This is a genomic window from Sinomonas cyclohexanicum (assembly GCF_020886775.1).
GTDB classification, from domain to species: Bacteria; Actinomycetota; Actinomycetes; order Actinomycetales; family Micrococcaceae; genus Sinomonas; species Sinomonas cyclohexanicum.
Genome location: NZ_AP024525.1, coordinates 4,284,239 through 4,305,258, shown reverse-complemented (window position 1 = coordinate 4,305,258; position 21,020 = coordinate 4,284,239). Strand labels below are relative to the sequence as shown.

At 66.8% G+C, this 21,020-nt stretch carries 19 protein-coding genes; 15 read left to right on the top strand and 4 right to left on the bottom strand.

Annotated elements, in window-relative coordinates:
• Positions 1 to 612: 612 nt before the first annotated feature.
• From SCMU_RS20195 to SCMU_RS20125, 15 genes are all read left to right on the top strand, one after another.
• Positions 613 to 2,541, top strand: coding sequence for a primary-amine oxidase (locus SCMU_RS20195; protein ID WP_274602902.1), 1,929 nt, complete (start codon positions 613 to 615; stop codon positions 2,539 to 2,541).
• Positions 2,541 to 4,061 (top strand): APC family permease, encoded by a 1,521-nt coding sequence (locus SCMU_RS20190; RefSeq protein ID WP_338027578.1) that lies wholly within the window; start codon positions 2,541 to 2,543, stop codon positions 4,059 to 4,061. The genes SCMU_RS20195 and SCMU_RS20190 overlap by 1 nt, the downstream gene beginning before the upstream one ends.
• Positions 4,062 to 4,068: 7 nt before the next feature.
• Positions 4,069 to 4,206 carry a hypothetical protein gene (locus SCMU_RS20185; protein WP_229233126.1) on the top strand — a complete coding sequence of 46 codons (138 nt, stop codon included), beginning with the start codon at positions 4,069 to 4,071 and terminating at the stop codon, positions 4,204 to 4,206.
• A gap of 79 nt (positions 4,207 to 4,285) precedes the next feature.
• The gene (locus tag SCMU_RS20180; protein ID WP_229230854.1) at positions 4,286 to 4,936 is read left to right on the top strand and encodes a DUF5134 domain-containing protein; all 651 of its coding nucleotides are present in this window, start codon (positions 4,286 to 4,288) and stop codon (positions 4,934 to 4,936) included.
• Between the two features lie 77 nt (positions 4,937 to 5,013).
• The gene (locus SCMU_RS20175; RefSeq protein ID WP_229233101.1) at positions 5,014 to 6,252 is read left to right on the top strand and encodes a helix-turn-helix transcriptional regulator; all 1,239 of its coding nucleotides are present in this window, start codon (positions 5,014 to 5,016) and stop codon (positions 6,250 to 6,252) included.
• A gap of 244 nt (positions 6,253 to 6,496) precedes the next feature.
• Positions 6,497 to 8,569: a transketolase gene (tkt, locus tag SCMU_RS20170; RefSeq protein WP_443020185.1), complete on the top strand. Its 2,073-nt coding sequence runs from the start codon at positions 6,497 to 6,499 to the stop codon at positions 8,567 to 8,569.
• A gap of 111 nt (positions 8,570 to 8,680) precedes the next feature.
• Positions 8,681 to 9,808, top strand: a complete 1,128-nt coding sequence (gene tal, locus SCMU_RS20165; RefSeq protein ID WP_229230853.1) for a transaldolase — start codon at positions 8,681 to 8,683, stop codon at positions 9,806 to 9,808.
• A 37-nt stretch (positions 9,809 to 9,845) separates the two neighbouring features.
• Positions 9,846 to 10,532 (top strand): ribulose-phosphate 3-epimerase, encoded by a 687-nt coding sequence (gene rpe, locus SCMU_RS20160; protein ID WP_229230852.1) that lies wholly within the window; start codon positions 9,846 to 9,848, stop codon positions 10,530 to 10,532.
• A gap of 10 nt (positions 10,533 to 10,542) precedes the next feature.
• Positions 10,543 to 11,016, top strand: a complete 474-nt coding sequence (locus tag SCMU_RS20155) for a ribose-5-phosphate isomerase (RefSeq protein WP_229230851.1) — start codon at positions 10,543 to 10,545, stop codon at positions 11,014 to 11,016.
• Between the two features lie 28 nt (positions 11,017 to 11,044).
• Positions 11,045 to 12,067 (top strand): class II fructose-bisphosphate aldolase, encoded by a 1,023-nt coding sequence (gene fbaA / locus SCMU_RS20150; RefSeq protein WP_229230850.1) that lies wholly within the window; start codon positions 11,045 to 11,047, stop codon positions 12,065 to 12,067.
• Positions 12,068 to 12,097: 30 nt separating this feature from the next.
• A complete protein-coding gene (gnd, locus tag SCMU_RS20145; protein WP_229230849.1) occupies positions 12,098 to 12,982 on the top strand; it encodes a phosphogluconate dehydrogenase (NAD(+)-dependent, decarboxylating) in 885 nt (294 codons plus the stop codon).
• A complete protein-coding gene (locus tag SCMU_RS20140; protein ID WP_229230848.1) occupies positions 12,979 to 14,004 on the top strand; it encodes an ATP-dependent 6-phosphofructokinase in 1,026 nt (341 codons plus the stop codon). Before gnd ends, SCMU_RS20140 begins: the two co-directional genes overlap by 4 nt.
• 207 nt (positions 14,005 to 14,211) lie before the next feature.
• The gene (locus tag SCMU_RS20135) at positions 14,212 to 15,690 is read left to right on the top strand and encodes a glyceraldehyde-3-phosphate dehydrogenase (protein WP_229230847.1); all 1,479 of its coding nucleotides are present in this window, start codon (positions 14,212 to 14,214) and stop codon (positions 15,688 to 15,690) included.
• 134 nt (positions 15,691 to 15,824) lie between these two features.
• Entirely contained in the window at positions 15,825 to 17,282 is a 1,458-nt protein-coding gene (locus SCMU_RS20130; RefSeq protein WP_229230846.1) for an APC family permease, read from the top strand.
• Positions 17,279 to 18,019, top strand: a complete 741-nt coding sequence (locus SCMU_RS20125; protein ID WP_274602901.1) for an IclR family transcriptional regulator — start codon at positions 17,279 to 17,281, stop codon at positions 18,017 to 18,019. Before SCMU_RS20130 ends, SCMU_RS20125 begins: the two co-directional genes overlap by 4 nt.
• Before the next feature lie 81 nt (positions 18,020 to 18,100).
• On the opposite strand, the gene SCMU_RS20120 is transcribed toward SCMU_RS20125, so the two are convergent.
• The 4 genes from SCMU_RS20120 to SCMU_RS20105 all read right to left on the bottom strand — a co-directional run bounded on the left by SCMU_RS20120 (position 18,101) and on the right by SCMU_RS20105 (position 20,992).
• Entirely contained in the window at positions 18,101 to 18,370 is a 270-nt protein-coding gene (locus SCMU_RS20120; protein ID WP_229230845.1) for a hypothetical protein, read from the bottom strand.
• Positions 18,367 to 19,050: an RNA polymerase sigma factor gene (locus SCMU_RS20115; protein ID WP_229230844.1), complete on the bottom strand. Its 684-nt coding sequence runs from the start codon at positions 19,048 to 19,050 to the stop codon at positions 18,367 to 18,369. The genes SCMU_RS20120 and SCMU_RS20115 overlap by 4 nt, the downstream gene beginning before the upstream one ends.
• Positions 19,051 to 19,064: 14 nt before the next feature.
• Positions 19,065 to 19,313: a hypothetical protein gene (locus tag SCMU_RS20110; protein ID WP_229230843.1), complete on the bottom strand. Its 249-nt coding sequence runs from the start codon at positions 19,311 to 19,313 to the stop codon at positions 19,065 to 19,067.
• A gap of 182 nt (positions 19,314 to 19,495) precedes the next feature.
• A complete protein-coding gene (locus SCMU_RS20105; RefSeq protein ID WP_443020184.1) occupies positions 19,496 to 20,992 on the bottom strand; it encodes an FAD-dependent monooxygenase in 1,497 nt (498 codons plus the stop codon).
• Between the last annotated feature and the right edge of the window lie 28 nt (positions 20,993 to 21,020).

Sequence of the window (21,020 nt, the reverse complement as noted above, 5' to 3'; positions counted from 1 at the left end):
GCCCGCCCGTGCCCACCGCCCTGGTATCCGCCCGCTGCCGCTGGCTCCGGCGCAGGTGGCCGGCAGGACCCGCGTCTGCACCCCCGGAGGGGCCCACCAGGCTGGGGGCGAAGGCGCGTGTCAGCCGGGAAGACCATGCGCGCTGCCCCCGTGCCCCTAGCCGACTGGGCCCGCCGGCGGGCCTGGCCACTTCGTTTCGAATGTTTCCGGCATGTTAACGGGACTGGGAAAATATCGTCCCGAAGTTCTCAGGAAATGGGGTCGCTAAGACCGTTTCTGTGGCGTAGGTTAGGTTTCACCGAAAGACGAAATGTAACCCGCATCACGCGACTTGAGCCCAGTGAGGAGCTCGGACTAAACCTCATAAGAATGGGGCTTGAATGGCGGCGCCGCCTACAGGACCGGTGCGTGCACATCGCGCGATGATGCAGGATTCTGACCGGCGGAGTGATTCTGCCGGCAAGTTTCCCGGGGGCCGGGGGCGCCTCAGACCAATTCCCCTCTTGGGTGATTTGTCTCAGCAATCCGCCGCGCCCATTTCGCTCGGCGCTTGGGCCGGCAAAGGTTTTGGCGCCAATCCTCAGAAGGACAAAGGAGATCGAGGTACAGGCAATGACGATTGAAAAGAACGAAACAATGACTTCTCCGTTCGAGCAGCTTTCGCGTGAGGAGCTGACGCGGGCGGTGGCGATCATCAGGTCCGGCCCTGGTGCTTCGGAGAGCTTCCGGTTCAGCAGTGTGTCCCTTCGCGAGCCGTCCAAGTCCGCGCTGAAGTCCGGCGTGTATGGCCGAGAGGCCGAGGCGGTGCTGGTCGACCGTGCCACTGACCTCGCGTACGAGGCGGTGGTCGATCTGGAGACCTCGACGATCACCAAGTGGGTGGGCCTGCCGGCCGGGACCCAGCCGCCGATCATGGCCGATGAGTTCGCCGAGTGCGAGGCCGCTGTGGTGGCCTCGCCGCTGGTCCAGGAGGCGCTGGCCAAGCGCGGCATCACGGACATGTCCCTGGTGGCGGCCGAGCCGTGGTCCATCGGCTACTGGGGTGAGGACCAGGGCGGAAAGCGCATCATGCGCGCGCTCATGTTCACCCGGCTCGAGCCGAACGACAACCCGTACGCGCACCCGATGGAGGACTTCACGGTCCTGGTCGACCTGAACAAGCAGGAGGTCATCGGCATCGAGGACGACGGCTTCCTGCACGTCCCGCGCGAGAAGAACAACTACCACCCGGACTTCGTCGGACCGGCACGCACGGACATCAAGCCGATCGAGATCAGCTTCCCGCAGGGCCGCAACTTCACCGTCGAGGGCAACCACATCGACTGGCTCAACTGGTCCTTCGACATCGGCTTCACCCCGCGCGAGGGCCTGGTCCTGCACCAGGTCGGGTTCCGCGACAAGGGAGAGCTGCGCCCGATCCTGCACCGTGCGAGCCTGACCGAGATGGTCGTGCCCTACGGGGCCCCCGGCCGCTCGCAGCAGCAGAAGAACGCCTTCGACGCCGGCGAGTACAACTTCGGCTACATGACGAACTCGCTCGAGCTCGGCTGCGACTGCCTCGGCGACATCCAGTACTTCGACGCGAACCTCGTGGACTCCTTCGGCAAGCCGTACACCATCACCAACGCCATCTGCCTCCACGAGGAGGACGACGGCATGGAGTGGAAGCACTGGGACTTCCGCACCAATGACGCCCAGACCCGCCGCGGGCGCAAGCTCGTGGTCTCCTTCGTCGTCACGGTCGCGAACTACGAGTACGCGTTCTACTGGACCCTGCACCTTGACGGCACCATCCAGTTCGAGATCAAGGCCACCGGCATCCTCTCCACCGCAGGCATCGCCCCCGGGGAGACCACCAAGTACGGGCAGCTGCTCAACACCGACGGCCTCTACGCGCCGATCCATGAGCACATCTTCAATGCGCGCCTGGACTGGGCCCTGGACGGCGAGAAGAACTCCGTCTTCGAGGTCGAGACCGTCGCCGAAGACACCGACGACCCGCTGATCAGCCCGTTCTACGCCCAGCGCACCCTCCTGGAGACCGAGAAGGCCGCGGCCCGCGAGGCGAATCCGCTGGCCCACCGCTGGTGGATGGTCGCCAGCGAATCGCGCACGAACAAGGTCGGCGAGAACACGGCCTACCGCATCATGCCCACCGACCCGGTCCTGATGAAGAAGAACCCGAACAACTGGGTCACCAAGCGAGCAGAGTTCGCCACGAAGACCATCTGGGTCTCCAAGTACGAAGAGGGCGAGCGGTACCCGGCGGGCGAGTACCCGAACCAGAGCGCACGGCTGAGCACCGACGGGCTGCCGGCCTACGTCGCGGCCGACGAGTCGATCGTGAACGAGGACATCGTGATGTGGCACTCGTTCGGCCTCAACCACGTCGTGCGCATCGAGGACTGGCCCGTCATGCCCAAGCAGATGACCGGCTTCTTCATCGAGCCCTACGGCTTCTTCGACGAGAACCCCACCCTCGACCTGCCTGCGGACAACGGCGCCGCTGGCGCGGGCCACTGCGGCATGGGAGCCGACTGATGAGCCGGCCGAGCACCGCGCAGAACGCCTCCCCCAAGCGCGGTTCCCAGCCGGGCAAACTCAAGGCCAACTCGCTCGGGCTGTGGGATGTGGTGTTCATGGCCGTCGCCACGTCAGCGCCGATCACCGTGATGAGTGGCAACGTACCCTTCGCCGTCGGCTTCGGGGTCGGCACCGGGACGCCGGCAACGTACATCTGGGCGACGGTGATCCTCACCATCTTTGCAGTGGGCTATGTCACGATGGCGAAGTACGTGACCTCGACGGCGGCCTTCTATGGGTTCATCTCCCGCGGCCTGGGACGCGTGTTCGGCCTCGGCACGGGCTTCATGGTCACCTTTGCCTACAGTGTTTTTGAAGCCAGCATCATCAGCATCTTTGCGTACTTTGGCCACATGGCCCTGCTGGACCAATTGGGCATCGACGTCAATTGGATCATCTTCGCCATCGGCGGTCTCCTCGTCATCCAGGTGCTGACGTACTTCGAAATCAGCCTGGCGGCCAAGGTCCTCACAGTGCTCCTGGGCACCGAGATCGCGATCCTGGCCATCATGGGCTTCGGTGTGCTCTTCCATGGCGGAGGTCCCGACGGGCTCATGCCCGAGACCTTGAATCCCGTCAACGTGTTCCTGCCAAATGGCCTACAAGTCGCCGCACCAGGCCTTGCGATGTTCATCGCCTTCTGGTCCTGGACTGGCTTCGAATCAACGGTCATGTACGGCGAGGAGTCGAAGAACCCGCGGAAGATCATCCCCATTGCCACGGTCATCGCGGTCACGGGGGTCGGCGTCTTCTACACCTGGGTGTCGTGGATGTCAGTTGCCGGCAATGGTGCGCACGAGGCCATCGCCTTGGCGCAGAGCGCGAATCCGTTGGACATGTTCTTCCACCCCACCGAGGTCTACGTGGGACATGGGTGGGTGATGGTCATGGAGTGGCTGATGATGACCGGGTCCTTCGCTTGCGCCATGTCCTTCCACAACTCACAGTCGCGGTACCAGTATTCGCTGGCGAGGGAAGGAATCTTCCCCAGCGTGCTGGCGAAGACCCATGGGAAGCACGGGTCTCCCTTTGTCGCTTCAATCGTGCAGACGGTGGCTGCGATTCTGTGGATGCTGGGGTTCTGGTTCTTCCAGAAGGATCCGTATCTGGACGCCTTCATCCTCCTCGCTGTGATCGGCACGTTCTCGCTCGTGATCGTGCAGACCGTCACGATGGTGGCCGTGTTCATATCTCCGCAAGCATCACCCCGAAGAGAACGTCTGGCGCGCCAAGGTCGCTCCTATAGTCGGCGGAGTGGGAATGCTGGCCGTCACCATCATGATGGTCACCAATCTGGACACGGCGGCCGGCCCGGCGGCCTCGTCCCTGCTCTTCAAACTGATCCCTTGGATCACCGGAGGACTCTTCGTCGCCGGAGCGGGCTACGCCCTCTACCTGCGCAAGGCCAACCCAGTGAAGTACGAACTGATCGGTCACGTCGCAATGGCCGACGACGGTCACGGCCCCGTCCTGGATGAGCAGGACGTGACCCATCTCAGCCCGGTCGAGCTCGCCGTGGCCAGAACTCTGGAAGAGACGCGCGGGAAGCTGACCCTGCGCGATGAACTCGAGATGGAACTGGAGCTGGAGCGCGAACTTGAGCGGGAGGAGGACCCGCGATAGAACCCGTCGGTCCCCCGGTTCGGTCGTAGGCCGCATCGGGGGACCGGCCCCGCCTCATCCAACCTCACCGATTGAAAGCGTGATCAGCGTGTTCGACAATCCCTTCATCTCGTGGAGCCTGACGGTGGCCCTGCTGGTCAGCGGGGGCTACCACTTCCTTCAGGCCGTGAGGTCGCGTCGGATCGCCGAGCGGGTCAACAAGGGCCTCCACGGTGTCATGGACCTCGTCATGGCCGCCATGCTGTGGAACGTCGCTTCGTCCACCATGCTTGCTCAGATAGCAGTCCTCCTTGGCGCGGCCGTGTGGTTCTTCGTCCAGGCGATCGCCCGGCCGGAGATCAAGGCGCTGTGCACGAGCGGCCACGATCGAATGAGATGCATTTACCACAGTCTGCTCATGGCGGGCGCCGCGGTCATGGTCGCAATGATGGGTCACGGGTTCGGCGCCACTGCTGGGGCCGTCGAAGCAGCCGAAATGCACATGTCCTCTTCGCACCATTCGATGGGCGCACCTGCCACCGGCACGTCCACGGCTGCTGCGTCCCTCTCCTCGCCCGGGATGGCAATAGGCCTGACAGCGTTCTTTGCGGCGGCCGCGGCCGCCTTCATAGTTCTGCTGATTCGTCGCCGTCGTGCGTCGGTCCCGAAGGGCCTGACCCGTCTGGAACACGGCCTCGAGGCTCTCGGTGCGGCCATCATGGCCATCATGTCTTTCTCAATGGCCGCATGATGGCACCCCTTACTGCCCGCATAAACTCGATTCAGGATTCTACGACTATGTCTCTTCCAGACGTGCCGTGGCCACTTATGCAGAGCGTGGCCGAACTGGCCGAAGCCCCACTAGCCCAGATCGCTGAGCGGCTGCGCAACGCCACGATGCCATACGTCGGGAGCAGTGCTCTGGTGATCTTCACCGAGGATTGCACGGGGCGGCCGCAGAAGAAGGCCGGGGCGGATGAGATCATCTCGCAGGTTTCCATCGCCGAGCTAGATAGGCTTCGAGGCTCGCTGCTTGACGACGGTCCATTCTCCGGAGAAGCGGAGATTGCTGGACGGCTCCGGCGGGTGCTTGCACTGAGGCATGCTCCAAGTGGTGCCTTGATGGTCCTCACGGACCCCAGCCTGCCCGACCAGGAGGTCACCAACGCGCTGGCCGTCATGACCTACCTGTGGGGCATCGCCGCCCATCGGATCCGCGAGAAGGTGGTCGATGCTCCGCCGTCATTCCTCTTGGAGTCGCGGGCAGCATCGGCCGAGCGCATGCGAGTCACCGCGGAACTGACCGATCTGCACTCCACAACCCTGGAGACGCTGCTGGCCGCGCTCCGTTCATCCTCTTTGGACGATGCGGCCGCTCGATCGGCCGCCACGGGTATCGCGGGCAAGGCATTGATTGGGCTCCGCGTCCACAGTGAGCGCACGGCTGACTTGATCGAGGAACCTGTTGCCGCGGCATTTGAACGGCTCCGGGAGGACCTACGGCCGGTGACGGGTTTCAGCGGTGTCGAGATCCAGTTCATTGAGCCCCCGGCCGGCGGCAGGGCCCTCCCCGGCGAAGTCGCACATGCCGCCCGCGCTGTCGTCCGTGGACTGGTGCTAGCCATGATGGAGCAACCCGGCGTGAGCAGGATCCGTGCTCAGTGGGACTGCGACGGCGAGAACCTGCTCATCAACGTTCGGGACGATGGGGGTGGGGCGCTTTCGCCCGCAGCGCCCAGCATTGGCCGTCTGAACCGAAGGGTCCAGGTGCTCGACGGGCAGCTGCGCATGGATGTCATGCCCGGCTGGGGCGCGGATGTCTTTGTCACGCTCCCGTTGGACCCGCCATCGCGCTCTGCGGTCGATATCGCGGCGTGGAAGCTCGCGGCACGCGAACTCGAGGTGCTCCAACACCTTGCGTCGGGGCGGCGAAACCGGACCATCGCACTGACTTTGGGGATCAGCGAAAACACGGTCAAATTCCACGTGCGGAATCTGTTCAAGAAGCTCGGCGTGGGCTCGCGCACCGAGGCGATCGCCTTGGCCCACAGCCACGGCCTTCGCTGACTGCGAGAGTCCGTCGGCGTGCAGGCAATCCGAACGGATAGTCAGAACCACCAGAAAACAGCGTTACCCGTACCCGTTTGCTCCGGGACCATGGATATCAACCAAGCAGAATCCTTTCGGCCCATGCGTAGGCCGACGGCGAATTTATTGAAGGGAATCAAGAGTGAATCCGACACCAATTGCTTTCGCACCGGCAACTCCAGAACTCGCGACGCTCGACTGGACGTCTGAAGACGAGCGGGCCGTGGACACCGTCCGTGTTCTGGCTGCTGACGCTGTCGAGAAGGTGGGGAACGGCCATCCTGGGACGGCGATGAGCCTGGCCCCGGTGGCGTACCTTCTGTTCCAGAAGCTCATGCGCCATGACCCGTGCGACGCCGAGTGGATCGGTCGTGACCGTTTCATCCTCTCGCCGGGGCACTCCTCGCTGACCCTGTACATTCAGCTGTTCCTTGCCGGGTACGGGCTCGAGCTGGAGGATCTCGAGGCGCTGCGCACGTGGGGCTCGCTGACCCCAGGCCACCCCGAGTACGGGCACACCAAGGGCGTGGAGATCACGACCGGCCCGCTGGGCCAGGGCCTGGCGTCCTCGGTCGGCTTCGCGTACTCGCAGCGGCGGATGCGCGGCCTCTTCGACGCCGACGCCCCAGCAGGCGCCAGCCCGTTCGACCACACCATCTGGGTGATCGCATCTGACGGCGACGTCCAGGAGGGCGTGACGTCGGAGGCGTCTTCTCTGGCGGGCCATCAGGAGCTGGGCAACCTCGTGGTGGTCTATGACGAGAACCACATTTCCATTGAGGACGACACCGACATCGCCTTCACCGAGGATGTCCTGGCCCGGTACGAGGCCTATGGCTGGCACACCCAGCGCGTGGACTGGACCAAGACCGGGGAGTATGTCGAGGACGTCCAGGAGCTCTACTCGGCGCTGCTGGCGGCCAGGGCGGAGACGTCCAGGCCTTCGATCATCTCGCTGCGGACCATCATCGGCTACCCGGCCCCGAAGAAGCAGAACACGGGCAAGATCCATGGCTCCGCCCTCGGCGCCGAGGAGGTCGCGGCCCTCAAGGGTGTGCTGGGCTTCGATCCGGAGCGCTCCTTCCAGGTCGATGAGGACGTGCTCGCGCACACCCGCGCCGCCGTCGAGCGCGGCGCCGCCGCCCGCCGGGAATGGGACTCCTCCTTCGAGGACTGGAAGGCTGCCAACCCCGACGGCGCGGCACTGCTGGAGCGCATCTCGGCCCGGGAGCTCCCCGTGGGGCTCGGGGATGCCCTGCCGGCCTTCGAGGCGGGCAAGGACGTCTCCACACGTGCTGCATCGGGCAGGGTCCTGAACGCGGTCGGTCCGCTCATGCCGGAGCTGTGGGGCGGGTCCGCGGACCTGGCCGAGTCGAACAACACCACGATCGAGGGATCGCCGTCGTTCATCCCGTCCTCCCGGTCCACGGGCGCGTGGAAGGGCAACCCGTACGGGCGGGTCCTGCACTTCGGCATCCGCGAGCATGCCGCGGCGTCGATCGTGAACGGCATCGCGCTGCACGGTCCGACCCGGGCCTTCTCCGGCACGTTCCTGATCTTCAGCGACTACCAGCGCCCGGCCATCCGCCTCTCCGCGCTCATGGGTGTGCCGTCCATCTACGTGTGGTCGCATGACTCGATCGGGCTGGGCGAGGACGGGCCGACGCACCAGCCGGTGGAGCAGCTCTCCACCCTGCGCGCGATCCCGGGTCTGGACGTCGTCCGGCCCGCGGACGCGAACGAGGTCGCCACGGCGTGGAGGGCCGTCCTGGAGAACCACGAGAACCCTGCCGGCATCGTGCTCACGCGCCAGAACGTCCCGACCTTCGCCCGCGGCGACGGGACGGCCGAGGGCGACACGTTCGGCTCCGCCGCCGGCACCTCCAGGGGCGGCTACGTCCTGGCCGAGGCGTCCCGGGACGGGGCCACGGTCCCGGCCCAGGTGCTGCTCATCGCCACGGGGTCCGAGGTCCAGCTCGCCGTCCAGGCGCGCGAGGCCCTCCAGGCCGAGGGCATCCCCACCCGCGTGGTCTCGATGCCGTGCGTGGAGTGGTTCAACAAGCAGGACGCCGCGTACCGCGAGTCCGTGCTCCCGGCCGCGGTCAGGGCCCGCGTCTCCGTCGAGGCCGGTCTGGCGCTGGGCTGGAAGGAATTCGTCGGCGACGCCGGCCGCTCGGTCAGCCTCGAGCACTTCGGCGCCTCGGCGGACTACAAGCGTCTCTTCGCCGAGTTCGGCATCACCGCCGAGGCGGTCACTGCCGCCGCCAAGGAATCCCTCGCCGCCGCAGGCAGCTAGTCCCCACGGTGCCCCGGCCGGCGCCGCACGATCCGCACGGATGTCCCCGCAGCGCCGGCCACCGGACCTCCCTCTACTCCACCACTTTGCGAAAAGGAAGAACCACAGGCCATGACCAACCCAACTCCTACCGCACAGCTCTCTGCCGCCGGGGTGTCCATCTGGCTGGATGACCTCTCCCGCGAGCGGCTCTCCAGCGGCAGCCTGAAGAAGCTGATCGACGAGAAGAACGTGGTCGGAGTGACCACGAATCCGTCCATCTTCCAGGCAGCCATCACCTCCGGCGCGGACTACGAGGCGAAGGTCGCCGAGCTCGCCGCCCAGGGCGCCAGCGTGGAGGAGACGATCTTCGAGATCACCACGGCCGACGTTGCCGACGCGTGCGACCTCTTCGCCCCGATCGCCGCCTCCACGGCCGGTGCCGACGGCCGCGTCTCCATCGAGGTCGATCCCCGCCTGGCGTGGGACACCGAGGGCACGATCGCCGAGGCCAGGCGGCTCTACCAGAGGGTCGGCAGGGACAACGTCCACATCAAGATCCCCGCCACGCTCGAGGGCCTCACCGCGATCACCGCTGTCCTGGCCGAGGGCATCAGCGTCAATGTGACCCTGATCTTCTCCCTCGACCGGTACAGGGCGGTCATCGACGCCTTCCAGACCGGTCTGGAGCGGGCCCGGGAGAACGGGCACGACCTGTCCACGATCCACTCTGTGGCCTCGTTCTTCGTCTCGCGCGTGGACACCGAGATCGACAAGCGCCTCGAGGCCATCGGCGAGGAGGCCAAGGGCCTCAAGGGCAAGGCCGGCGTTGCGAATGCCAGGCTCGCCTACCAGGTCTACGAGGAGCTCTTCTCCAGCAGCCGATGGGCCGCTCTCGCCGAGGCCGGCGCCCTTCCCCAGCGTCCCCTCTGGGCCTCCACCGGTGTCAAGGACCCGGCCTACCCCGACACCCTCTACGTGACTGGGCTGGCCGCCGCCGGAGTCGTGAACACGATGCCGGAGAAGACCCTCGACGCCACCTACCACCACGGTGTGGTCACAGGCGACACGATCACCGGCACCTACGAGGAATCACGCAGGGTCCTGAACGCCCTCGAAGGCCTCGGCATCGCCTACGACGACGTCGTCGCGCTCCTGGAAGCCGAAGGCCTGGAGAAGTTCGTGACCAGCTGGGCCGAACTCCTCGCGGACGTCGAAGACGCCCTCGCGACCGCGCGCATAGGCGCTCTGAGCCACTGAGCATCCCAGCTTCCACGCCAACTGAAAGGTAGGGATCATGCCGACCTCACCCCCGAAGTGCTGCATCAACCCCAGCATCCTCTCGGCCGACTTCGCCAACCTCGAGGCCGAACTGGCCCGCATCGGCAGCGCCGACGCCGTGCACGTCGACGTCATGGACAACCACTTCGTGCCGAACCTGACCATCGGCGTCCCCGTCGTCGAACGGCTGCAGAAGGTCAGCCCGGTCCCTCTGGACGCGCACCTCATGATCTCCCATGCGGATCGATGGGCGCCGCACTATGCCGACCTCGGACTGGACTCGGTGACCTTCCACGTCGAGGCGTCCGATGCCCCCATCAAGCTGGCCCGGGAGCTGCGGGCCCGGGGGTCCAAGGCCGGCATGGCACTGCGCCCGGCCACCCCATTGGAGCCGTATCTGGACATGCTTCCCGAACTGGACGTGCTGCTGATCATGACCGTCGAGCCCGGCTTCGGCGGGCAGGCCTTCCTGGACGTCACGCTGCCCAAGATCCGCCGCGCCCGGGAAGCGGTCGACGGCTCGGGGATCGATGTCGCCATCCAGGTCGACGGCGGGATCACCGAGGAGACCATCATCCGGGCCGCCGAGGCAGGCGCCAACGTCTTCGTCGCCGGATCGGCCGTCTACGGCAGGCCGTCGCCCGCCGAAGCCATCGAGGCGCTCCGCGCCCATGCCCAGCACGCCGTTCACCAACCAGCCTGAAGGACCCCGCATGCGCGTACACATCGGAACCGACCACGCCGGCATGGAGCTCAGCTCCCACCTCATCGCCGCCCTCTCAGCCAAGGGCTACGAGATGGTGGACCACGGACCAGCTGCCTACGACCCCCAGGACGACTACCCCTCGTTCTGCATCAACGCCGCGAGGGCGGTCGCGGCAGACCAGGCAGCGGGCGTCGATGCGCTCGGGATCGTGCTGGGCGGCTCGGGAAACGGCGAGCAGATCGCCGCGAACAAGGTCACGGGCATCCGTGCGGCCCTGGCCTGGAACTTGGACACGGCCAAGCTGGCCCGTGAGCACAACGACGCCAACGTCGTGGCCGTGGGCGGACGCCAGCACACCGTTGAGGAGGCCACCGCGCTGATCGAGGCGTTCCTGGCCGAACCATTCAGCGACGACGCGCGCCACATCCGCCGGATCGGCAAGATCGCCACCTACGAGACCACCGGAGAGGTCGTCCAGTAGGACGCCGTCCCCATAGACAGGAACCAGCATGCCTATCGCCACCCCTGAGAAGTACGCCGAGATGATCGACTCCGCCAAGGCCGGCGGGTACGCGTTCCCTGCGGTGAATGTGACCTCGTCGCAGACCCTGAACGCTGCGGTCCGCGGCTTCGCGGAGGCGGGCTCGGATGGCATCATCCAGGTCTCCACGGGCGGGGCGGCGTACTGGTCGGGTGCGTCGGTGAAGGACATGGTCATCGGCTCCCTGGGCTTCGCGGCGTTCGCCCGGGAGGTCGCCAGGGGCTACGGGGTGAACATCGCCCTGCACACGGACCACTGCCCCAAGGACAAGCTGGACGGGTTCGTCCTGCCGCTGCTGGCCGCCTCGGAGGCGGAGGTGAAGGCCGGCCGGGACCCGCTGTTCAACTCGCACATGTGGGACGGCTCGGCCGAGACCCTCGAGGAGAACCTGCGCATCGCCAAGGAGCTGCTGCCGCGCACGGCCGCGGCGAAGATGATCCTCGAGGTGGAGATCGGCGCCGTGGGCGGGGAGGAGGACGGGGTGGAGAACGCGATCAACGACAAGCTCTACTCCACCGTCGCGGACGGCCTGGCCACGGTCGAGGCCCTGGGCACGGGGGAGGACGGCCGGTACATCACGGCGCTGACGTTCGGCAACGTCCACGGGGTGTACAAGCCGGGCAACGTCAAGCTGCGCCCGGAGATCCTCAAGGACATCCAGGCCCAGGTCGGGGCGAGGGTGGGCAGGGACCGCCCGTTCGACCTGGTGTTCCACGGCGGGTCGGGCTCGTCCGAGCAGGAGATCGCGGACGCGGTCTCGTACGGGGTGGTCAAGATGAACATCGACACGGACACCCAGTACGCGTTCACCCGCCCGGTGGCCGGGCACATGTTCGCCAACTACGACGGCGTGCTCAAGGTCGACGGCGAGGTCGGGAACAAGAAGGCCTACGACCCCCGCGTCTGGGGCGCGGCCGCCGAGGCCGGCATGGCCGCCCGAGTCGTCGAGGCCGCCCAGCAGCTCGGCTCCGCCGGCAAGACCATCAAGTAGTTCCCGCCAACGCAGGAAGAGGTTTCACACGTGCACATTGGAATGATCGGCCTCGGCAAAATGGGGTTCAACATGCGCGAACGCCTGCGCAGGGGAGGCATCGAAGTCAGCGGCTTCGACCGCGATGTCCGGGTCAGCGATGTGCAGTCAGTCGACGAGTTGCTGGCCCACGTCCCGGCGCCACGGCTGATCTGGGTGATGGTTCCCGCCGGTGGCATCACCGACGGTGTCATCAAGGAGCTCGGGGCGAAGCTCGGCACTGATGACTTGGTGATAGACGGTGGGAACTCGCGCTTTACCGAAGACAAGAAGCACTCAGAGTTCCTTGCATCGCAAGGCATTCGCTTCGTGGACTGTGGCGTTTCAGGCGGCATCTGGGGTCTCGAGAATGGATATGGCCTGATGGCCGGCGGGGACGCGGCAGACATCGCGCGCTGCCTACCGGTCTTTGATGCACTCCGCCCGCCGGGCGACCGCGCGGACAGCTTCGTCCATGTGGGTGGAGTGGGCGCCGGGCACTACGCGAAGATGGTCCACAACGGCATCGAGTACGGGCTGATGCAGTCCTACGCCGAGGGCTACGAGCTGTTGGCCGCCAAGGACGTCGTGACTGATATGCAGGGAACGTTCCGGGCCTGGCGGAAGGGCACCGTTGTCCGGTCGTGGCTGCTGGACCTCGTAGTGAAGGCCCTCGACGAGGATCCTGAGCTGGCGTCGGTCGCCGCCTATGTCGAGGATTCCGGGGAAGGCCGATGGACCGTTGAGGAAGCAGTTGCGAGCTCGGTTCCCGCGCCCGCGATCACCGCTGCGCTCTTCGCCCGTTTCGCCTCGCGAGAGGACAATTCCCCCAGCATGAAGTTGGTCTCCGCTCTCCGCAATCAATTCGGCGGCCACGCCACCCGGCCGGCTCCATGAAGATCGGCATCCTCACGTCCGGCGGCGACTGCCCTGGCCTCAACGCCGTGATCCGCGGCGCCGTCCTCAAGGGGACCGCTACCTACGGCCTGGAGCTAGTTGGGTACCGTGACGGCTGGCGGGGGGTCATCGAGGGCGACGTCGTCGATCTCCCCCGTACCGCGGTGAGGGGCATCGCCAAGCAGGGAGGCACCATCCTCGGCACCTCCCGTACCAATCCGTTCGAGGATGGGGGCGGCCCGGAGGTCATCAAAGACCACATGGGCCGACTGGGGATCGACGCGATGATCGCTATCGGCGGGGAGGGCACCCTCGCCGCGGCGAAGCGCCTCATGGAGGCCGGGATCAAGATCGTCGGGGTTCCCAAGACGGTGGACAACGACCTCGACGCGACTGACTACACGTTCGGGTTCGACACCGCTGTGGAGATTGCGACCGAGGCGATCGACCGGCTCCGGACCACCGGCGAGTCGCACCACCGCTGCATGATCGCCGAGGTCATGGGCCGCCACGTCGGGTGGATTGCCCTGCACGCTGGCATGGCCTCGGGCGCCCATGCGATCCTCATCCCCGAGCGGCGAGTGAGCATCGACGAGATCGCCGGCTGGGTCAAGCTCGCCCACGACCGGGGCAGGGCCCCGCTGGTCGTCGTGGCGGAAGGCTTCGTCCCCGAGGGTATGGATAGTCCATATTCGGAGCGTGGTCTCGACACGTTCGGCCGTCCGCGTCTCGGTGGTATCGCCGAGCAGCTCGCCCCCGAGATCGAGGCCTACACCGGCATCGAGACGCGCGCCACGATCCTGGGCCACATCCAGCGGGGCGGGGTCCCGACGGCCTTTGACCGGGTCCTAGCCACGCGGCTCGGGATGGCCGCGGTCGACTCGGTGGCCGACCGCAGATGGGGGACGATGGTCTCGCTCAGCGGCACGGACATCGTCCACGTCGGCCTGGGAGCCGCACTGGGGAGGCTCAAGACCGTTCCCCGGCACCGGTACGACGAGGTGCGAGTCCTCTTTGGGTAGTGCGCCGTGACAGGAGGCGGGCGGCACGCGGCGTCGGCCAGTCCAAAAGTGTAGTCAGGACCACCTGAAATCGGGATTAACCCCGACGACTCGTCCCGAGATCATTGGTACCTAGCTGCTGGGACCAACAGCGCACCCCGGGCTACTCGCAAGCGTCGGCAAGGGGGACGGCCCAGCAGGACCAATGTCGCCCAGAAAGGCAGTCCTATGAGCCAGACGCCAGATTCCTGTCTTGATACGTGGATGGGCAGGGTGGCTCTCGCCGAGGCCATGATTCCAGTGATCGGGCGGCTGCATCGTGAAAAAAACGTGGTGATCACGATTCACGGTCGGAGCCTGATCAACAAGTCCGCTACCGCCATCCTCAAGGCGCACCGCTTTGCCCGCCGTGTGGGCAAAGCCGAGCTACCCGTTGAAGACACGTTTCCGCTCCTGGGCATACTGGCCGACTTGGATCTGGGCCCCGCCGTGATCGACATTGGGCAGCTCCACCAGAAGTTCGCCGTCTCGGGTGGTGAGCTGGGTCTGGAAGCATTCCTCCTGCTCGAGCTGGCCGAGCTGGCGGGGACGAGGGACGTCGGCGCCCGAGCTGGCACCGACGTCGTGCTCTACGGTTTTGGCAGGATCGGCCGATTGGTCGCGCGCCTCCTCATCGAGGCCGCAGGCACTGGGCAGGGACTGCGCCTGCGCGCCATTGTGGTCCGGCGTGGCGCCGTCAACGATCTGGCGAAGCGCGCCAGCCTGCTGCGCCGCGACTCGATCCATGGGCCCTTCCAGGGAACGATCACAGTGGACGCCGAGGACAGCACAATCACCGCCAACGGGGTGCGGATCCACGTCATCTATTCAGACGATCCAGCCACAGTCGACTACACGGCGTACGGGATCCACGACGCGTTGGTCGTGGACAACACCGGCCGTTGGCGTGATGCAGAGGGACTGTCGCAGCATCTCAAGAGCAAGGGTGTCCGCCGTGTTCTCCTGACCGCACCAGGAAGCGGTGACCTGAAGGACATCGTGTTCGGCATCAACCACCGCACCATCCGTGACTCGGACACGATAGTGAGCGCCGCCTCGTGCACGACGAACGCGATTGCCCCGGTCCTGAAAGTCATCAACGACAGGTTTGGCGTCGTCCACGGCCATGTGGAGACGGTCCACTCCTTCACCAACGACCAGAACCTGACCGACAACTTCCACAAGGGCGACCGCAGGGGCCGCTCCGCTGCCCTGAATATGGTCCTCACGGAGACCGGAGCCGCACGCGCCGTCGCCAAGGCGCTGCCCGAGCTCCGCGGCAAGCTCACGGGAAGCTCCATCCGGGTTCCCACGGCCGATGTGTCGCTGGTCATCCTGAATCTGACTCTGCAGGACGCGACCACCAAGGATGAGGTCAATGCACACCTGCGGGAGACGTCGTTGCAGCCGGAACTGCGCGAGCAGATCGACTACATCGACTCGCCTGAGGCGGTGTCCACCGACTTCATCGGCTCCCGGCGCACCGGCTCGGTGGATGGCCTTGCCACGGTCTCCCACGGCAAGAATCTCGTCCTCTACGTCTGGTACGACAACGAATTCGGATACAGCTGCCAAGTGATCCGGGTGATGGAGCAGATGGCAGGTATCACCCTGCCCTCCGTTCCGGTGCTGGAGCAGGTTTCCGAACTCGAAGCGCTGACCGTCTGAACCCCGTGAGCCTCGTGCAGGAGGCTCCTGCGGAAGGCGGCCGGGTGTCCTGTGGTTGGTCACCCCTTGCTTCGTCTGCCTCTGGCTTGCTACGAAGCAAGTCAGACTTGGCCGTCCGAGGAGAGTTGGTTCCCTTGTCAGATCACGATCGTGGCCTCATTGCCGCGCGCTCGCCGGTGGACGGCCTGCGTCGTCGACGCCTTCCGTTCCTGCCGGTATTCGCGCAGGCCGTGGCGGCTGTGGCGCCGGCGGGTGCGATGGGTGTCATCCCCGGACTTGTCTCAGGGGCGACCCCCGCGAATCTCGTGCTGACATTCGGCGCAGCGATGGCAGTCATCGTCTTGGTGGCCTTCTGTCTGCGGCCGATGACCCAGCGCATGGCTGCCGTCAGCGGGCTGTACAGCTACACCGCCAAGGGCCTCGGCCCGCTGGCGGCAATCACCGCTGGCTGGTCGGCCATGCTTGGATATGGCCTGGTCGCCATGGCGAGCCTGCTCGCCGTCGGCACGTACGGCAGTCAACTCGTGATCAATCTCGGGATTCCGCTGCACGATCCCATGGTCTTCTCGGCCGTGGTGGTGCTGGCAGTAGCAGGCGTGGCCGGCTTCCTCATGGTCAGGGGGATCCAGATATCCGCATGGTTCATGTTGCTGATGGAATCCGTGGCAATAGGACTGCTCGTCATCGTCATGGTTTTCTATTTCGTGCTGAATGCGCGGAGCATGGACCTTGGAAGTGTCTTCGCCTGGAATGGCGGTCTGGATTCTTTCTGGGTCGGCATCGTGGTGGCTGTGAGTGCCTTCACGGGATTCGAGAGCACGACCACGCTCGGAGGCGAGGCGCACAAGCCGTTCGTCAGCATCCCGAGGGCCATCACCTGGACACCGCTCGCCACGGGTGTCCTCTACCTGTTCTCCGCGGCAGCCCAAGGAGGCCCTCTCAGGCAGGCGGCTCCTGGGGCCGCATCTGGTTCCACCACGTTGCCGGACCTGTTCTCCGGTGGATCACCGCTTGTCGCTGCTGCGCTGGACCTCGGAATTGCGGCATCCTGGTTCGCCTGTGTGATCGCCTCCGTCAATGCCCTCGCCCGGATCTTCTTCTGCATGGGCAGGGAGGGCGTGGTGCCACGAATCGTGGGGGGCACCCACCCGAGTTTTCGGACACCCTGGGTCGCGATCATGATTCTGATCCCCGTGATCGCGCTCGTTCCCGTCGTGATCATCCTCTCGGGGGCCAGCCCTGAGCAGGGACTCGTGGGCCTGTTCCTGCTGGGCGCCTATGGGAATCTTGGGGCATACGTCCTTGCTAGTGCCTCGCTGCCGTTCTTTCTCCGTCGGATAGGCGAGGGCAGCCGCAGGAACTGGGCGTTGGGGGTGGTCGCGGCGCTGGCCATTGGTGCCGTGCTGGTGGGGGCATTGTCCGTGCCGTTTGGCGGGGGCCACGTCCAGGCGTTCATCTATGGGGCTGTCATCCTGGCCAGCGTTCTCTATACCTTGTTCCTTCGATTGCGGTTTCCTGCGCGTCTGGCAGCTGTCGGAGTCTACGACGAGACCCGGGAATTGGATCTGTTTCAAGGGAGGTCCCCCCTGTGAGCTATCGGTCGGATTCCAAGCCGAGTGCTGCAGTCAATGCGATCAGGGTCCTTGAGACCGTGGCCCGATTCGGAACGGGGACAACGGCCAAGGAGGTCACGGACACTCTCCACATGGCGCAGGCGACCGCCTATCGCGTGCTCAACTCGCTCGTTGCCGATGAGTTCCTCGCCCGCACGTCGGACCTTCGAGGGTTCGCTTTGGGCCACGCCATCTCAGGCTTGATCACCGCGGCGACGCCGCCGACGGTGCCGACGGCTGCCCGCAATGAGATAGAGAAGTTCCGCGCGGGGAATCGCTTCGCTGTGCACCTTGTCATGTTCCGGAACGCAGCTCTGAGGGTTGCCGATGAGGACCCGGATTATCCCGTCCGATCGGTGTTCGAGATGCTGCGGAATCCCCACGCCTCCGCGGCCGGGAAGCTGATGCTCGCGCACCTGGAGGAACGCGAGTCTCTGTTCCCCGGTGGACCGCTGGTGCGAGTGACCGGGCACACCATCGCCGACCATGCGAGGCTCAAGGAGGAGCTCGCCGAGATTCGGTCGAAGGGAGAGGCCGTGGAAATCAATGAGCTGGAGGAGGGATCCGCCAGTCTTGCGGTTCCGGTGACACGGCCCAGCGGATCCGTGGGCGCGGCCGTGTGCCTCACGGGATCCGCGGAGCGGTTCGATTCCATCTGCGAACACGCTGAATCGGCCCGCGCACTGGCGTCGCGGCTTGCACCCCTTCTCTTCTGACCTGCAACCGAGGAAGGACCCAGGCAGGCCGGCGCGGGTGCGCACCCGCCGTCGTGCGTGCGCCAGACGGCGGCTCCCCGACTACCCGCCGATGCGCCGCAGCGCCGGCCCCGGGTCGGTCCCGGCCTCCGCCGCGGCGAGCGTGAGCAGCGACCGGGCCTCCTCGAAGCACGCGGCGCATGCCGCGAGGTGCGCCCGCATGCCCGGCATCGTGTCGGGCGCGCCGGCGAGCAGGAGCTCGACGTAGGCGTCGACGGACTCGAAGCAGTCGTCGCACGAGAGCCACGGCTCGGCGTCGAGCGTGAGCTTCCGCAGCGTGTCCGGGGTGATGTCCCAGTGTGGCGTGGTCATGGGTCCACCTTCGTCTCGGGTGCTGGCTCTGGGAGGAATCCGGCGGCAGCGAGGTGCCGCCGGAGCCTCGCACGGGAGTCGTGGAGGGTCTTGTACAGCGCGTTGCGGGTGGTGCCGAGCCGGTCGGCCAGGACGTCGATGGGCACCTCGTCGATGAGGAGGGCGACGACGACCCGCCGCTGGTGCGCCGTGAGCGCTTCCCGGATCGCGGCCTGCACCGCGGCCGAGAGCGCGGAGCCCTCGGCGGCGTCCTCCGGCGAGGCCCAGCGGGAGGGCTGCTCGGGCACCGACGTGAGATCTACGTCCCGGTGCCGCCACAGGTTCCGCCGGGCCTCGACGGCCGCGTGCAGGATGCCGAACTTGTACGCCCACGTGGTGAAGCGGCTGCGGCCCTCGAAGCTGCCCAGCCTGCCGAGGACCGCGATCATCGCCTCGTCGGCGGCCTGGTTCACGAGCTCGTCGACGCGCGCGGACCCCATCCCGGACAGGTATCCGTACATGTTGGCCATCTGGTGCCGGCACGCCCGGAGCAGGAGCGCGTGGAGTTCGGAGAGCGCGGCCTCGTGGCCGGGCCCGGGCGAGCTGAGGAGCATGACCCACTCGGCGCCGTCGCGCTCAGCGCCCGCAGTGAAGCGCACCGTGGAGGTCACTGCATCGCCGGACGCGCTGGGGGAGCTCACGCTGTCCACTCGGGTCACCCCTCGTGTCCGAGGTCGAGCGGTCCGGCGATCCGGACCGCGAGCTCCGGCGGGCATCCCTTGTCCACCAGAGAGAGGAGTTCGTGGATGTCCACGCCGCGTGCGGCGGCCATCCGTGCCGCCAGAGTAGCAGGGAACCCGGCATCGCGGAGCAGGCGGGCCCGCCAGGCCACGATGCGTTCCTCTTCGTTGTCCCGGGGCACCTCCGCCCCGCTGCGCGTCTCCGCGTCCCACTGAATGCTCATACCTCCTTCGTGTCACCGCGCGGGCGATTCTTACCCCGGTAAGAGACCAGGTTCCGGCGCCACTAAGGGTGCACGGGCGTCCGCCCGCACACGAGAAGGAGCACACGATGGACCGCACCATGTTCACGGCCGACCTGCTCAGTCAGGGGATCATCGCCCAGTTCCCGGGGAAGTTCCAGTAGTCACGCCGGCCCGAACCACATCCCCAGGGCCTCTCTAAGGCCGTGGCCCCCCGCATCCCCGGATCTCCCGACCCAGGCCACGTGCCCGTCGGGCCGGATCAGGACCGCTTCCGGCGCGGGGACGTGGCCGAGCACGGGAAGCGACCACGCGCCGTCGTGCGTCGCATCGACGAGCGGCACGCGGTCGGCCCACGGTCCGGGGTCAACGGCGCCGGGCGCGCCGAGGTTGAGCAGCACGGGCCGGGCATCGCGCAGAAGGGAGAAGACCCGCCGCGGCCCGCCGGCGGTCGCGAGGTCGAGGTCCGGCATGCGCCGCCCGAGCAGCGGGTGCGGGTCCGCGGGCGCTGGCAGGTCGTAGCGGATGTCGAGCCCGCTGATCATCCCGGCAAACCGCTGGCGCGGCTCGTCCATGGCTAGCAGTTCGGCCATCGTGCCGCGCAGGGCATCGACCCGGGCGTCGCGGCGGGTGAGCGCGGTCTGTGCCATGGTGTTCTGCAGGACGCGCGCGCCCACGGGGTGCCGCTCCGCGTGGTACGTGTCCAGCAGGGACTCCGCTGAGGCGCCCCGCGCCACTTGCGCGAGCTTCCAGCCCAGGTTCACGGCGTCCTGCACGCCCGTCCCGAGGCCCTGGCCGCCCACGGGGTAGTGGACGTGGGCGGCGTCGCCGGCGAGGAGCACGCGGCCCTTCCGGTACGCCTCGGCCTGCCGGGTCATGTCCGTGAACCGCGAGATCCAGTGCGGGCTGTGCACGCCGTAGTCCGTGCCCCAGACCGAGACGAGGGCGCGCTTGACGTCGTCGAGCGTGGGATTCCCCTGCTGGGCCGCGTCGTCGGAGTATCGCTGAGTCACGACCACACGCACCCCAGTTCCGCCGCCGATCGGGCCGATGCCCTGCGTGCCGTCCTCGGTGTACCGAAGGGCGGCCTCGGGCGGCCCGGGCGCCTCGACCTCCGCGATGAGCGAGCTCACGGACGGATCCCAGCCGGGGAACCCGATCCCGGCCGCCTTGCGCACGAGGCTGCGGCCGCCGTCGCACCCCACGAGGTACTCCGCCTCGAGCGTCCGGCCGTCGGAGAGGCGCACGACGACGCCGCCCTCGCCCTGCGCGAATCCCGTCACCTCGCGCTCGCGGAGGATCGGGACGCCGAGCTCGCCGAGCGCCCATTCGGCCAGGAGCCGCTCGATCTCGCCCTGCCGGAGCGCGAGGCTGTAGGGGTGGCGGGTGGGGACGTCGCTCATGCCCAGCGGGATGCCCGCGAATCCCGTGAGCTGCATGGTCTTTCCGGCCTCGAGGAACCGTTCCGCGATGCCCCGCTGGTCCCAGACCTCCAGAGTGCGCGCGTGCACCCCGCCGGCCCGGACCGCCTCGACAGACTGGTCCGCGCGCCTCTCCACGATCACGGCGTCCGCCCCCGCGAGGGCGAGCTCCGCGGCGAGCATGAGCCCTGTGGGCCCACCGCCCGCGATCACCACCTGATGGCTTCGTGCAGTGTTCACAGCCAGCATTCTCAGCCCGAGTGTGGCC

Excerpts from the sequence above, each read along its gene's own strand:
- SCMU_RS20195 (WP_274602902.1), top strand. The coding sequence starts at position 613 with ATGACGATTGAAAAGAACGAAACAATGACTTCTCCGTTCGAGCAGCTT.
- SCMU_RS20190 (WP_338027578.1), top strand. The coding sequence starts at position 2,541 with ATGAGCCGGCCGAGCACCGCGCAGAACGCCTCCCCCAAGCGCGGTTCC.
- SCMU_RS20175 (WP_229233101.1), top strand. The coding sequence starts at position 5,014 with ATGCAGAGCGTGGCCGAACTGGCCGAAGCCCCACTAGCCCAGATCGCT.
- tal (WP_229230853.1), top strand. The coding sequence starts at position 8,681 with ATGACCAACCCAACTCCTACCGCACAGCTCTCTGCCGCCGGGGTGTCC.
- rpe (WP_229230852.1), top strand. The coding sequence starts at position 9,846 with ATGCCGACCTCACCCCCGAAGTGCTGCATCAACCCCAGCATCCTCTCG.
- SCMU_RS20155 (WP_229230851.1), top strand. The coding sequence starts at position 10,543 with ATGCGCGTACACATCGGAACCGACCACGCCGGCATGGAGCTCAGCTCC.
- fbaA (WP_229230850.1), top strand. The coding sequence starts at position 11,045 with ATGCCTATCGCCACCCCTGAGAAGTACGCCGAGATGATCGACTCCGCC.
- SCMU_RS20140 (WP_229230848.1), top strand. The coding sequence starts at position 12,979 with ATGAAGATCGGCATCCTCACGTCCGGCGGCGACTGCCCTGGCCTCAAC.
- SCMU_RS20135 (WP_229230847.1), top strand. The coding sequence starts at position 14,212 with ATGAGCCAGACGCCAGATTCCTGTCTTGATACGTGGATGGGCAGGGTG.
- SCMU_RS20120 (WP_229230845.1), bottom strand. The coding sequence starts at position 18,370 with ATGACCACGCCACACTGGGACATCACCCCGGACACGCTGCGGAAGCTC.
- SCMU_RS20110 (WP_229230843.1), bottom strand. The coding sequence starts at position 19,313 with ATGAGCATTCAGTGGGACGCGGAGACGCGCAGCGGGGCGGAGGTGCCC.